At 68.0% G+C, this 13,588-nt stretch carries 13 protein-coding genes; 10 read left to right on the top strand and 3 right to left on the bottom strand.

Annotated features, from left to right (window positions below; all coding sequences use genetic code 11):
• Positions 1–11 precede the first annotated feature (11 nt).
• From FHW81_RS17870 to FHW81_RS17850, 5 genes are all read left to right on the top strand, one after another.
• Positions 12–1,091 carry an LLM class flavin-dependent oxidoreductase gene (locus FHW81_RS17870; protein WP_003120261.1) on the top strand — a complete coding sequence of 360 codons (1,080 nt, stop codon included), beginning with the start codon at positions 12–14 and terminating at the stop codon, positions 1,089–1,091.
• Positions 1,088–2,368, top strand: coding sequence for an MFS transporter (locus FHW81_RS17865; RefSeq protein ID WP_003105341.1), 1,281 nt, complete (start codon positions 1,088–1,090; stop codon positions 2,366–2,368). Before FHW81_RS17870 ends, FHW81_RS17865 begins: the two co-directional genes overlap by 4 nt.
• A complete protein-coding gene (locus FHW81_RS17860; RefSeq protein ID WP_010794128.1) occupies positions 2,355–3,548 on the top strand; it encodes an MFS transporter in 1,194 nt (397 codons plus the stop codon). The genes FHW81_RS17865 and FHW81_RS17860 overlap by 14 nt, the downstream gene beginning before the upstream one ends.
• Positions 3,549–3,650: 102 nt before the next feature.
• Positions 3,651–4,160 carry a sigma-70 family RNA polymerase sigma factor gene (locus FHW81_RS17855; protein WP_003107976.1) on the top strand — a complete coding sequence of 170 codons (510 nt, stop codon included), beginning with the start codon at positions 3,651–3,653 and terminating at the stop codon, positions 4,158–4,160.
• Positions 4,157–5,113: a FecR family protein gene (locus FHW81_RS17850; protein ID WP_003118512.1), complete on the top strand. Its 957-nt coding sequence runs from the start codon at positions 4,157–4,159 to the stop codon at positions 5,111–5,113. The genes FHW81_RS17855 and FHW81_RS17850 overlap by 4 nt, the downstream gene beginning before the upstream one ends.
• 1 nt (position 5,114) lies before the next feature.
• On the opposite strand, the gene FHW81_RS17845 is transcribed toward FHW81_RS17850, so the two are convergent.
• Positions 5,115–5,960 carry a CmcJ/NvfI family oxidoreductase gene (locus FHW81_RS17845; protein ID WP_003107935.1) on the bottom strand — a complete coding sequence of 282 codons (846 nt, stop codon included), beginning with the start codon at positions 5,958–5,960 and terminating at the stop codon, positions 5,115–5,117.
• A 148-nt stretch (positions 5,961–6,108) separates the two neighbouring features.
• Complete coding sequence (locus FHW81_RS17840) at positions 6,109–7,143, bottom strand: AraC family transcriptional regulator (protein ID WP_023091358.1); 1,035 nt, start codon at positions 7,141–7,143, stop codon at positions 6,109–6,111.
• Between the two features lie 146 nt (positions 7,144–7,289).
• Between FHW81_RS17840 and FHW81_RS17835 the strand changes: the two genes are divergently transcribed.
• From FHW81_RS17835 to FHW81_RS17825, 3 genes are read left to right on the top strand one after another with little or no spacing between them, the layout of a single operon-like run.
• Positions 7,290–8,765: a flavin-containing monooxygenase gene (locus tag FHW81_RS17835; protein WP_003161548.1), complete on the top strand. Its 1,476-nt coding sequence runs from the start codon at positions 7,290–7,292 to the stop codon at positions 8,763–8,765.
• A gap of 10 nt (positions 8,766–8,775) precedes the next feature.
• Positions 8,776–9,705 carry an alpha/beta hydrolase gene (locus FHW81_RS17830; RefSeq protein WP_079278994.1) on the top strand — a complete coding sequence of 310 codons (930 nt, stop codon included), beginning with the start codon at positions 8,776–8,778 and terminating at the stop codon, positions 9,703–9,705.
• On the top strand, positions 9,690–10,445 hold the full coding sequence (locus tag FHW81_RS17825) for an SDR family oxidoreductase (RefSeq protein WP_023091356.1): 756 nt from the start codon (positions 9,690–9,692) through the stop codon (positions 10,443–10,445). Before FHW81_RS17830 ends, FHW81_RS17825 begins: the two co-directional genes overlap by 16 nt.
• Positions 10,446–10,665: 220 nt before the next feature.
• Here the strand turns inward: FHW81_RS17825 and mdrR2 are convergent, their stop codons facing one another.
• The gene (gene mdrR2, locus FHW81_RS17820; RefSeq protein ID WP_023091355.1) at positions 10,666–12,099 is read right to left on the bottom strand and encodes a transcriptional regulator MdrR2; all 1,434 of its coding nucleotides are present in this window, start codon (positions 12,097–12,099) and stop codon (positions 10,666–10,668) included.
• 132 nt (positions 12,100–12,231) lie between these two features.
• Here mdrR2 and FHW81_RS17815 point away from each other — a divergent pair, with 132 nt between their 5' ends.
• Both FHW81_RS17815 and FHW81_RS17810 read left to right on the top strand, forming a co-directional pair.
• Positions 12,232–13,122, top strand: coding sequence for a DMT family transporter (locus FHW81_RS17815; protein WP_003120268.1), 891 nt, complete (start codon positions 12,232–12,234; stop codon positions 13,120–13,122).
• A gap of 1 nt (position 13,123) precedes the next feature.
• Entirely contained in the window at positions 13,124–13,582 is a 459-nt protein-coding gene (locus tag FHW81_RS17810; protein ID WP_003106151.1) for a Mov34/MPN/PAD-1 family protein, read from the top strand.
• The last annotated feature ends 6 nt before the right edge of the window (positions 13,583–13,588 follow it).

Genomic DNA, 13,588 nt, shown 5'->3' with positions numbered 1-13,588 from the left:
GAGGACGAACCATGAGCATCGAACTGCGCGGCGGCGTGCGCGCCTCCGCGGTCATCGGCGACAGTGCCTTCGCCCGCCAGGCCGCGCGTTTCCTGCCTGACACCCGCAGTCGCGCGGTGAGCGCCTTCGACATCCAGCAGAAGGCCCGCCTGGAAGAGGCGGACGGCCTCGACGGCGCGCTGTTCACCGTTTCCGCTGCCTGGCCCGACCCCTGGCTGGTCGCCGGCTGGGCTTTGGCCGCGGCGCCGCGCCTGCGCGCCACCGTCGCGCACCGACCGGGGAGCGCCCAGCCGACCGTTGCCGCGCGCGCCCTGGCCACTCTCGACGGCCTGTCCAACGGGCGCGCCGGCGTACACCTGGTGATCGGCTCCAGCGACGCCGACGTGCGCCGCGACGGCGACTTCGCCGACAAGGACGAACGCTACCGGCGCGCCGTGGAGTACCTGGAGGTCTTCACCCGCGCCCTGGAAAGCCGCGAACCCTTCGACTACCACGGCGAGTTCTACCGCCTGGAGGACGCCGGCAGCGGCTTCCTGCCGATCCAGCGGCCGCGCCCGCCGCTATCCGTTGGCGGCTCCTCGGCGCAGGCACAACGCCTGGCGGTGCGCTTCGCCGACGTCTACGCCGGCCACTTCGCCAGCCCCACGCAGACCGCGGAGCTCAAGCGCAGGCTGAACGAGGAGGCGGCGGAGCAGGGACGGCGGCTGAAGTTCTGGAAGCACTTCCAGGTGATCCTCGGCGACAGTCCGGCGGCGGCCCTGGACATCGCCGAGCACTACCGCCAGGCCGCTTTCGAACTGCTTCTGGCACGGCCCCTCGACGAACTGGCGGCATCGCCGCAGGTCGCCCGCGACGGCGAGCGCGACCGGCTCGCCCGGCTGGAGCCGGAGGCCTTGCGCGAATGGGTGGCGAATACCGTGCAGCGCAGCTTCGCCGGGGTGCTGGTGGGCAGCGTCGGCGAGGTGGCGGAACAGATCCTGGCCTTTCATCGCGCCGGCATCGAGATCGTCCAGCTCGAGGCCACCACCGAGAACGCCGAGGACATCCGCTTGCGCCGCCAACTGATCGAGCGCCTGAGGCGTGACGCATGAGCGGCGTCGCCCGCGAGGCCATGGAGGACGTCGCGCCGGCGCCTGGCGTCGGCGAGTTCGGCGTGGCCAGTTGTGGGGTGCTGCTGGCCTCGGTAGTGGGGGTGATCTTCGGCCCCACCGGGCTGGTGATCAGCAGCTTCTCGCTGTTCATCGAGCCGATCGCCGCCGACCTGGACTGGGACCGCGGCCAGTCGGCGCTGCCGGTGACCCTGCTGGGCCTGGCGGTAGCCCTGAGCAGCCCGCTGAAGGGCTGGCTGGTGGATCGCTGGGGCGCGCGCGCCCTGGTCCTGCCGCTGACCGCCGCGCTGGCCCTGTGCCTGGCCAGCCTGGCGCTGGCGCGCAGCGGCTGGCAGCTATACCTGCTGTTCGCGCTGCTCGGCCTGCTGACGCCGGGCAACATTCCCTATGCGCGGATTCTCGGCGGCTGGTTCGAGCGTCGTCGCGGCGCGGCCTACGGCATCCTCGGACTCGGCTTCGGCGTCGGCGGGCCGCTGGCGCTGTACCTGGGCAGCGCCTGCATCGACGCCTTCGGCTGGCGCGCCACCTTCCTCGTCTATGGCCTGCTCGAAGGCCTCCTGGCGCTGCCGCTGCTCTATGCGTTGTTCCGCGAGCGACCCGGCGACCTGCCGCAGGCGCTGCGCCCGCCAGCCGACGCGCTGCCCGGAGCGACGCCAGGCCAGGCCTGGCGCTCGGCGGACTTCTGGCTGATCGTCGGCAACCTGATCCTCGGCGTGTTCGCCGTCACTGGCGTGATGGTGCATGGCGTGCCGCTGTTGCAGGAGCGCGGCCTGTCGCGGGAAGTCGCCACCGACGTGCTGGCGGCGCTGTGGGTCGGCATGATCGTTTCGCAACCGGCGCTGGGCTACCTGCTGGACCGCTACGACACCCCGCGCATCGCCTTGCCGTTCGCCCTGCTGGCGGCGCTCGGGCTGCTGCTCCTGCTCCTTGGCGGACCGCCGGCGCTGCTCTGGGGCGCGGTGTTCCTGATCGGCCTGGGCGCCGGCGGCGAGACCGGCACCACCCAGTACTTCGTCAGCCGCTACTTCGGCCTGCGCCATTTCAGCGTGATCTATGGCTCGATCCAGCCCTTCACCTTCGCCATCGCCATCAGCCTGGGGTCCTGGCTGCTGGGTTACTTCTACGACCGCGCGGGCTCCTACGCGGGCTCGACGCTGGTCCTGCTCGGCGCGTTCGGCGTGGCGGCAGGGCTGCTGGTCATGCTCGGGCGCTATCGCTACGCCATCGACGGGGAGGCACGCAGCCATGGGCGAGACTGAACGGAGCAGGGCGGAGGTCGGCGTCTGGCTGCTGGCCGGACTGGCCTTCGTGGTCGGCACGGTGGAACTGGTGGTGGCCGGGGTGCTCGACGAACTGGCCGCCAGTTTCGCCGTCAGCCAGGGCCGGGCCGGGTTGCTGATGAGCCTGTACGCGCTGGTCTATGCGCTGCTCGGCCCGCTGCTGGTCTACCTCAGCGCCGGTATCGAGCGCCGCCGCCTGCTGGCCGGCGCGCTGCTGGCGTTCATCGGCGCCAACCTGGCCAGCGCCGCCGCGCCGAGCTTCGCCCTGTTGCTGGCGAGCCGGCTGCTGGTGGCGGCCAGCGCCTCGGTCATCGTGGTGGTGGCGATCACCCTGGCGGTGGCCATTGTCGCGCCGGAACGGCGCGGCCGAGCGATCGGTCTGGTGTTCGCCGGCATCGTCGCCTCGCTGGTGCTGGGCGTACCGCTGGGCACCCTGATCGGCGAGTTCTGGGGCTGGCGTAGCCTGTTCCTGCTGCTCGCCGGGGTCGCGTTGCTCGGCCTGCCGCTGCTCCTGCGCCTGCTGCCGGCCATCCCCGGCGCGCCCGGCATCGCCCCGGCGGAGCAACTGCGGGCGCTGGCCCGGGGCCGGGTGCCGTTCGCCCACCTGGCATCGCTGTTGCAGATGACCGGCCAGTTCACCGTCTACACCTACATCGTGCCGTTCCTGGTCGGCAGCATGGCCCTCGACAAACCGACCATCAGCCTGGTCCTGCTGGTCTACGGGGGCGGCGGCATCCTCGGCGCGCTGCTCGGCGGACGCGCCGCCGACCGCTGGCCGGGGCCGGCCACCTTCGTCGCCTTCCTGCTCCTGCACGCACTGGCCCTGGTCCTGCTGCCGTTCGCCACCGACGGCCTGCCGCTGCTGCTGGGCGCGGTGGTGTTCTGGTGCGTGTTCAACATGGCGCCGGGGCCGGCGATCCAGAAATACCTGGTGGAACTCAGCCCGGACACCGCGGCGATCCAGATCAGCCTCAACACCAGCGCGATCCAGCTCGGCGTGGCCCTGGGCGCCTTCATCGGCGCGATCCTGGTGGACCAGGTGGCGGTGCGCGCGCTCCCCTGGTGGGGCGCCGCGCTGATCCTCGGCGCCGCCGCCTGCGGCTGGCTGTCCGCGCAGCGGCCGGCGGGCACGGCGGACTGCCGGGAGCGCCTCGATTGATTCCCTACCGCGCGCCACGGGAACAGCCCCGGGCGCCGTTCCTCAACCTCCAGGCTCACTACCGCTATCCGTGGCGTGGCCTGCCAGCAGCGAACGCTTACCATGGATAGCCAAGGCTCCATCAAGAACACCCTGATCGCCCAGTTGTTCCAGCAGAACTACGACTGGCTGTGCAAGAAGCTGTCCTACCAGACCGGCTGTAGCCACAGCGCCGAAGACCTCGCCGCCGAGGCCTTCCTGCAGGTCTGGATGCTCCCCGACCCGGCGTCGATCCGCTCGCCGCGGGCGTTCCTCGCGACCATCGCGCAACGCCTGATGTACGAGAGCTGGCGGCGCAAGGACCTGGAGCGCGCCTACCTGCAGATCCTCGCCGAGGCGCCGGAGGCGGTGCAGCCGTCGCCTCACGAGCAGTGGATGCTGATCGAGAGCCTGCAAGCCATCGACCGCCTGCTCGACGGCCTGTCCGGGCAGGCCAGGGCAGTGTTCCTGATGAGCCAGCTGGAAGGCCTGACCTACGTGCAGATCGGCGAACGCCTCGGATTGTCCCTGGGGCGCATCCACCAGTTGATGAAGGATGCCTTGCACTGCTGCTACCGGGGATTCCAGGAATGAGCGAGAAGCCGGAACGGCAACGCATCGTCGAGGAGGCCATCGAATGGATGGTGCGCCTGCAATCCGGCGACTTCAGCGCCGCCGAGGGCGATGCCCTGGAACGCTGGAAGGCGCTGTCGAGCGAGCATGCCGAGGTGTTCCGGCAACTGCTTGGCAGCCTCGCGCCGCTACAGGACTCGCCCTGGCGCGGCCAGCCGAGCGCTACCGTGCTGCGCGCCCTGGAGCAGCCGTCGAGCCGCCGGCGTTTCGTCGGCGGCGCCCTCGGGCTGTTCGTCCTGCTCGCCGGCGGCGCCGGCCTGGAGCGCTGGGTCCAGGCCGGCATGGGTCTGCCCGGCGAACTGGCGACCGGCACCGGCGAGCGTCGCGACTGGTTGCTGGCCGACGGCAGCCGCCTGCGCCTGAACGCGCGGAGCAAGGCGCGACCGCTGCTCGACGGCGCCCAGCGGCGCCTGGAGCTGCGGCGCGGCGCGATGCGCCTGGAAGTGAAGGAGGACCCGCGCGGCGCCTTCGCCCTCGACTGCGCCGCCGGACGGGTGGACTGCGCCAGCGGCAGCCTGCTGCTGGCCGAGGAGCGCGGGGCGATCCGCCTGGTGACCCTGCGCGGCAGCGCGCGGCTGACCACCGGTGAGGGACGCCAGCTGGCGGTGGCGGCACGACGTAGTCTGCTGTTCGATGCCGGCGGCCTGCTCGAACAGGGCCCGATGCAGGCCGGAGAGGATGCCTGGGCCAGCGGCTGGCTGGAGGTCCACGACCGCTCCCTGGCCTGGGTCGCGGAGGCCTTCCGGCCCTATCTGCCAGGCATCCTCCAGCTCGACGCGGAGATCGCCGGCAACCGCGTCAGCGGTCTGTTCCCGCTGGACGACATGCACACGTCCCTGGACATGCTCGGACGCAGCCTGCCGATCCGCGTGCTGCGCTACAGCGACTACTGGATCAGCCTGCGCCCCGCCTGACTCATTCGTCGAAGAACAGCAGGCAACGCAGTTCGATACTCTGCCGCGGCGGCGCATCGGCCGGGGTGCAGGGATCGTCGAAGGCGGTGTGCGCGCCGAGGCGGGCCTGCGCGTCCTCCCGCGAATCGTAGATCTTCAGCAGCAGCGCTTCCTCCGGCAGCAGGTGCGGGTAGTAGTACCAGCGGTGCTCCGGGTTGGGCTTGACCGAGTAGGTTTCGCCCACCTTGTCGCGGTACACCAGGTCACTGGCCACCAGGTCGTCGAACGCCAGGCTGCGGGCGTCCAGCAACGCCAGCGGCGCGCGCTGCGCCGGGTGGCCGAACGGACGCCACAGGTTGACGATCTGGAAGCGTCCGGCCAGGCGCCGTTCGGCGCGTTCCGCCGGCAGGTGGTCGCGGACCCGGCGCGGCGCCGAGCGCAGGGTCTGGTCGTTGTGCACGTAGCGCACCGGTTCGCGCAGGCCGCGTTCTTCGCGCCCGGCCTGGTCGACGCGCAGCGTGTGGTCGAAGATCACCGCCTCGGCGGCGCCGGTCAGGCGGCGGAGCAGGGCGATGCTTTCCGGGTAGTAGCGTTCACGAACCTGGGCTTCATCCTCGAAATCGCCCACCGCGCTCGCCTCGCGCACCAGTTGGAAACCCTCGCGCTCCAGGCTGGCCGGTTGCGCCAGCAGACGCGCATTGCGGATCGCCACCCGGGTCGGCTGCAACAGCGCGCTGCGCTGCGGCGTCCCGGCGGGGGCCGGATAGGTGTAGGCGACCGGCCGTTGGCCGTTGTCGCGGATATAGTTGACCTCGGCCTCGACCTGCTCCGGCGCGTGCGCCGGCCATGCGTGTTGCTGGCAACCCATGTGTCGTTCTCCCGTTGCCAGCGGAGATGCCTCCGCTGCCGCGCCGCCGGATGCCGCGCGTGAACGGCCAATCTAGCCGCTGGCAGGCGGCGGCGAAACGAACATCGAGCGCTGGCGTCCTGCCTTCGTGGAATAAGCCCGGAGCGGCTCAGGACATCGCGTCGAGTCGTCGCCGCTGGCGATACTGGCGCGGCGTCATGCCTTTCCAGCGCCTGAAGGCATGGCTGAAGTTGGACACCTCGCCGTAGCCGAGGCGCTCGGCGATCTCCTCCAGGCGAATCGCGCCGGTGGCCAGCAGCTCTTCGGCGAGGGCCTGGCGCACCTCGTCGAGCAACAGGCGGTAGCTGCTGCCCTCGTCGTCCAGGCGGCGACGCAGGGTACGCACGGTGAGGTGCAGTTCCATGGCCAGGGTCTGCATGTCCGGCAAGTGGCCGGGCGTCCTCAGCAAGCGGTCGCGGATGCGTCCGGCCAGACCGCCGCGCACCTGGCGGCGGGCGAGCAGGGCGCGGCACTGCTCCTCGCAGGCGCGCGCCACCTCTGGATTGGCGCCGGGCAGCGGGAGGTCGAGGAAGCGCCGTTCGAAGACCACCCGGTTGTCCGCCTGGCCGAACGCCGGGCACAGGCCCAGCTCGCGCACGTAGGGCGCGGGATCGGCGGGCGGTGGGCGGCGGAAGCCGGCGCGGAGGATCGGCAGGCGCTGCCCGGTGAGGTCGCGCTGGATGCGCAGCACGCCACCGGCGTCGCGTTCGAGGAGGAAAATCCGCAGGTCCTCGGGAATGCCGGCGTCGTCGAGCACCAGGTGCGCTTCATCGTCGTGTACCTCCAGGCGGATGCCAAGGAAGGCGAAGGTCAGGTCGAGGTAGCGCAGGCCCAGTTGCGCGGCGCTGAGGAAGGTCGGGCTGCTGAGCAGGGCGAAGCCCCAGATGCCGTAGGCGTTGAGGTGATAGCGCAGGCCTGCCGCCAGGCCCGGCGCGCAGGCGTCGCCCAGGTGCCGGACCAGGTTGCGCACTACGCTCAGTTCCTGGGCCGCGTCGATTTCCCCGGAGGGATCGCCGAGCAGACGGATATCCAGGCCGCTACCTGCCAGGCACTGCTCCAGGCCGAGGCCGCGGTCGATGCCGAACTGGATCAGCAGGTGCGCGCTGATGGCGCTGCGGCGGGGAGACCAGGGCGGAGTGGGCATGGTGGCGTCCGAGGTTGACCGAAAATCACAACTTTATGTCCGGCCCGGCCATAACGCCAGTCGCCCCGGCGAACTAGGATGCTGCCATCCGCCGCTGGGCGGAATCGCGCCGGACGGCGTGGCAAGCAACAAACGGGAGCACAACAATGCACAACGAGTCCCGCCCTGAAGCCCCCTTGCGGGTGCTGGTGGTCGGCGCCGGCTTCGCCGGTCTCGGCTTGGCGATCCGCCTGCGACAGGCAGGCATCGACGATTATCTGGTCCTGGAAAAGGCCGCCGATGTCGGCGGTTGCTGGCGGGAAAACCGCTACCCGGGCGCCGCCTGCGACGTCCCCTCGCATCTCTATTCGTTTTCCTTCGAGCCGAAGGCCGACTGGTCGCGCAAGTTCGCCCCGCAGGCGGAAATCCTCGACTACCTGCGGCATTGCGCGGACAAGTACCGTCTGCGCGAGAAGATCCGTTTCCACTGCGAGGTGGAGGAGGCCCGTTTCGACGCCGGCAGCGGCGAATGGCAGGTGCGCTGCGCCGATGGCCAGACGCTGCGCGCACGGGCCCTGGTCTGCGCCACCGGCCAGTTGAGCCGGCCGCTGCTGCCGCGCCTGCCCGGCCTGGAGCGCTTCCAGGGTCCGGCGTTCCACTCGGCGAACTGGGACGCCGAGGTCGAGCTGGCCGGCAAGCGGGTCGCGGTGATCGGCACCGGAGCCAGCGCCATCCAGTTCGTCCCGCGGATCGCCCCGCAGGTGCAACGCCTGTCGCTGTTCCAGCGCAGCGCGCCTTACGTGATCGCCAAGCCGGACCGCACCTACGCCGACTGGGAACGCCGCCTGAAGGCGCGCTGGCCGTGGCTGCAACGCCTGGATCGGGGGCTCAAGTACCTGCACCACGAATCGCGGATGCTCGCCTTCGCGACCTTCCCGGCGCTGATGAAGGTGATGCGGCTGAGCTTCCATCGTCACCTGCACCGGCAGATCGCCGATCCGCAACTGCGCGCGCGGCTGGTTCCCGACTACCCGCTGGGTTGCAAGCGCATCCTGATCAGCAACGACTATTACCCGGCGCTGGCCAGGAGCAATGTCGAACTGGTCGACACGGGCATTCGCGAAGTCACCGAAGACGCCGTGGTCGGCCGTGACGGCCGCCGGCACGAGGTCGACGCGATCATCTTCGGTACCGGCTTCGCCGCCACCGAGTTCCTCGCCCCGATGCGCATCCTCGGCCTCGACGGACGCGACCTGCGGCAGGCCTGGGCGGATGGCGCGGAAGCCTACAAGGGCATCAGCGTCAGCGGCTTCCCCAACCTGTTCATCCTTTACGGGCCGAACACCAACCTCGGCCACAACTCCATCGTCTACATGCTGGAAAGCCAGTTCCCCTACGTGCTCGGCTGCCTGCGCCAGCTCCAGGCGCAGGGCTTGCGCTACCTCGACGTGAAGCCCGAGGTCCAGCGGCGCTTCAACCTGGAGGTGCAACAGGGGTTACGCCATACCGTCTGGGAGCGTGGCTGCGACAGCTGGTACAAGACTGCCGCCGGCAAGAACACCAACAACTGGCCGGGCTACACCTTCGTCTATCGCTGGCGTACGCGCCGGCCGGAGCTTGCCGACTATGACCTGGCCCGCTGAAGCGCCCCTGATGCCGCCGCCGCAACGCCTGCGCGCCGGTCTCCTGCGCGGCTGCCTGCGCCTGTTGTTCCGCGGGCTGGTCCGTCCGCCCATGCCAGTGGCGCTGCAACGCGGCGTGTTGCGCGGGCTGAGCCTGGCGACGCTGGGCGCCGGCGGCGTCGTCCGCGAGCGCCGCAGCCTCGCCGGCGTGCCCTGCGAGTGGTTGCGGCCGCGCGGGGTGGAGGCGCGGCGCCGGGTGCTCTACCTGCACGGCGGCGCCTACCTGATCGGCTCGCCGGCGACCCACCGGGCGATCACCACGCACCTGGCCCGGCGTTGCGCCGCCGAGGTCTGCGCGGTGGACTACCGGCGCGCCCCGGAACATCCGTTCCCCGCCGCCCGCGACGACGCCCTGGCGGTCTACCTGGCATTGCTGGAGGCCGGCCATTCGCCGCGCCGACTGCTGCTCGCCGGTGACTCGGCGGGCGGCCACCTGGCGCTGTCCCTGGCCCTGGAGCTGAAGGCGCGCGGCTTGCCGTTGCCGGCCGGGTTGCTGCTGTTCTCGCCCTGGACCGACCTCAGCTGCCAGCGCCTGCACACGCCGGAGGCCGGCGACCCGCTGCTGTCGCGGGCCTGGCTGGAAAGCGCGGTGCGCCTGCTGCTGCCGGCCGACGCGGAGCCAGGCTCGGCCGCCCTGTCGCCGCTGCATGCCGACCTGGCGGGGCTGCCGCCGCTGCTGGTACAGGTCGGCGAGGACGAGCTGCTGCGCGACGACAGCCTGCGCCTGGCGCAACGGGCCGGTGAGCAGGGCGTCGCGGTGCGATTGCAGCGCTACGCCGGTTGCTGGCACGTGTTCCAGGCCCATGCCGGCGTGCTGGCCAGCGCCGACCGGGCGTTGGACGAGGCGGCGGCGTTCGTCGTCGAATGCAGCGCGGAGGGCGGCCAGTGCAGAACATCCTGATCAGCGGTGCCGCCTCCGGGATCGGCGCCGCCAGCGCGCGGCTGTTCCACCGCCGGGGCTGGCGGGTCGGTTTGCTGGACATCGATGCCGAGGCGTTGCGCGGCTTGGCCGCGGAACTGCCGGGCGCCTGGCAGCGTGCCGTGGACGTCAGCGAGCCCGACGCGGTCGGCGAGGCGCTTGCGCAGTTCTGTGCCGATGGCCGCCTGCGCCTGCTGTTCAACTGCGCCGGCATCCTGCGTTTCGGCCGCTTCGAAGAGGTCGCCCTGGAGGACCACGCGCGGTTGCTGGCGATCAACCTGCAAGGCGTCCTCAACTGCTGTCACGCGGCCTTTCCGTTCCTGCGCGCGACGCCGCAGGCGCAGGTACTCAACATGGGCTCGGCATCGGGGCTTTATGGCGTACCGGAGATGGCCGTCTACTCGGCTTCGAAGTTCGCCGTGCGCGGGCTCACCGAGGCGCTGGAGCTGGAATGGCGCCGCCACGGGATTCGCGTCGCCGACCTGATGCCGCCGTTCGTTCGCACGCCGATGGTCGCCGGGCAGGCCTACCAGCCGCCGGTGTTGCGTCGCCTGGGGCTGAGACTGGACGCCGAGGATATCGCCGAGGCGGCCTGGCGGCACGCGCACAGCCGGCGGGTACACCGGCCGGTGGGCGGGTTGTTCACGGCGCTGTACTGGGCTGGGCAGTTGTCTCCGCCGTGGGTGAACCGAGCGGTGATGGCGTGGTTGTCGCGGGGTTAGGCTCTGCGCAGGATGGATAGAACGGATTAAAGCTTGGGTGGGTTTCACGCTGGATGGTCTAGCTGCTTTTCGTGGCTGCCTCGACTTCTTGTTTCGCCGTCCCAGGCGAGTGAAATCCATGGTAGATCTCGGACCATAGGTATGCCTTAGCCAGGCGCCGGTGCTTATCGCTACCGTTGAGCCCAAGAGTCCTCCTCGGGTGGGACCGTTGCCTCCCGTATCAAGCACGCATCGTCAGCATCTCTTGGGGGCCTTCGCGTAGGAGCGCTGCCAGGACTGCGAAGCCGTCAGATAACGTATTCCCCCCTCCTGGGGAATTGCTGACGCTGATTCGAATGGCCTGGGGAAGCGTACCGCGGCCCGTACTAAAGGCCTCTGCGGTGGTGACAAGATGCTGCTGTCCGCGCATGCCTTGCTCTATTTCGATGGCGCGCCAGGGGGCTGGCACTTCTACCCAGAAATGCGGACAGCATAGATGGCTGCGATAGGTCAGGCCCTGCAGCAGGTCCACAACCAGCGCTTGGCGACGCGCGATTTCCCCTCTCTGGTATTCGAGCAGTGCGCTTGCAGTACCGTCCTCGACCCATCGGCTCGCAATCTCGAGAACCAGTGGTGTCGCCATCCAGCACGAATTGCGAAGCGCTGCTGCCATGCGACTTACCATGGATGCAGGAGCATGAACGTATCCAACCCGCAATCCTGCAGCGACCGCCTTGCTCATGCCACCGATGAGGATGCCCCGCTCAGGCAGCAGATGGCAGAGAGGGGTGGGGCGTTCGGCCATCAATACAGCATGGGTTTCGTCCTCGATGACGATCAAGCCGTGCTCGCGGCAGATCTTCGCGATTTCCTTCCGCCTGGCGCCTGACATCACTGCAGTGGTCGGGTTCTGGATGGTGGGTGTGCAGTACAGGGCGGTGATCCTGTTCGTGCGGCAGGCCTCTTCGAGGGCGTCGGGCAGTAGCCCCTCTTCATCCATTTCCAAGCCGAGCACCTTGATGCCCAAGAGTTGCGCGGCACTGATCAGCCCAGGATAGGAGAGCTGCTCCGTTACCAGGGTGTCGCCGGCGCGCAGCATGGCCATAAGCACGACGAGCAGACCGTGTTGGCTGCCATTGACGCACAGAATCTGCTGGTGCTCCGCTTGAAACTCACCGTGAGACAGCCATGTTGCTCCCGCTTGCCGGTGTCGGAGCAGTCCTGTGTCGGGTGTGTAGAGCATTAACTCCTGCAGGAGCTCAGGGGCCGCACTCAATTGCTGAAGGCTGCGGGAAAGCAGTTCGGTCTCATTGCCCGGAATATGCATATTCCGGCTCATGTCGTTGCACATCTCGGTGCTGTCTACGAAATTGCGAAAGCCCGCCTCCCGAGCACGTTCTCGACCGCGGTTGCGGACGAACGTACCGTCGCCGACCCGAGCCTCAACCAGCCCCATGCGCTCCAGCTCACCATAGGCCCGGCTCACCGTGCCCGCGGTCACACCGAGCTTGTCCGCGAGGATGCGATGTGGCGGCAGCTTGACTCCCTGCCCGAGAACCCCATTGCGAATAGATTCTTCGATGCCCTGGGCCAGCCGTTTGTACTTCAGGCCGGGCCCTTCTGGTAGGAAGAATCTGAAAATTGAATCGGTGTCAATATTTGCTTTGACCGGCATATTTTCTCCGAATTAACCTCAAATAAAGAGGTTTGATAAGCAATAAAGGGCGTCAATCAAAGAATAACATGGGGGAAAGACGTGCAACTTATGTCAATTCAAGCTCTGACTATCAACAGGCGGCAGGTACGTGTGGCCAGCCTGGTGACCGCTGTTCTATTTCTAGTGGTGTGTATCAGCTGGGGGACTACCTGGCTCGGCATCAAGATCGCCGTGGAGAGCGTGCCGCCGCTAACTGCCGCCGGATTGCGCTTTCTGATCGCATTTCCGCTTTTCCTGCTCTTTGCGCGGCTGCGCCACGAGACGATCTTTTTCCCGCGGCGACTCCTGGCCTTCTTCGTCTTCGTGACGCTCGGCTACTTCAGCGTGCCCTACTACCTGCTGAACTATGGCGAGCAATACGTCGCTTCAGGTCTTACCGCGCTGCTGTTCAGCAGCATGCCCGTGTTCATCCTGATCTTCTCCGCGATCTTCCTGCGCGAGCGCATCTACCTGTCGCAGATCCTTGGTATTGCGATTGGCTTCGGCAGCCTGTTCATGATCATCAGGTCTCAAGGGCTGCATCTGGACTACACGGAGTTGTTAGGCGTACTTGCCATCCTGCTCGCGGCGATCATGCACGCACTCAGCTACGTCATCACCAAAAGGCAAGGTGCTGACATCGGCGTGATCACCTTCAATACGCTGCCCATTGGCATCGCCGGCTTGGGGCTGTTCATGGCCGGACTCGTGATGGAACACCCGAACCTGTCTGCCGTCACAAGCCGATCTTGGGCTGCCCTGATCTATCTCGGTCTGGTGGCATCAGTCGGGGGATTCATCGTGTACTTCTTCCTGCTCAAGCGTTTGAGTCCCGTTGTGCTGTCGTTCGTCTTCATCATTTTCCCGGTGTTCGCCGTGATCATCGGCGCCTGGTACGAAGGGGTTGCCATCTCTCGCGAGTTGATTGGCTTCACCGTGCTCCTATTGGCTGGATTTGCCATCACCAAGCTTCCCATCGAGAAGCTGCTCGGCAGGAGGTGACATGAATACGAACGTGTTGACCGAGCATGCATTGAGCGTGATCTACAGACACGCCTGCAGGACCTATCCAAGGGAATGCTGCGGATTCGTTCTCGCCGATGCAAAAGTGAAAGAGGGTACGAACATCCAGGATGAACTGCACATGGCTGACCCCCGGAGGTACCCACGCACGGCCGCCAACGGGTACACGTTTTCCGTGACGGATACCGTATTCCTCAACAGCAGCTTCAAGACGTGCAGCCCGGTATCCGTCATCTACCACTCCCACCCGGACGTCGGTGCCTACTTCAGCCGGGAGGATATCGACAAGGCATTGTATGCCGGGGAGCCAATGCTGCCGGTCGACTACCTGGTTGTTGATGTGGCCGCCGGCAACGTTCGCGGCGCAAAACTGTTTGCCTGGCGCAACGGACGCTTTGAATGCACACGAGAGTTCGGGCCATCGAGCCAGGACGAGTAGACATCT

It is taken from the genome of Pseudomonas sp. RC10-4-2, from assembly GCF_050433085.1.
In the GTDB taxonomy this organism is placed as follows: Bacteria; Pseudomonadota; Gammaproteobacteria; order Pseudomonadales; family Pseudomonadaceae; genus Pseudomonas; species Pseudomonas aeruginosa.
Note: the sequence above shows the minus strand (reverse complement) of the source record. Positions and strands in the feature narration are given on the sequence as shown.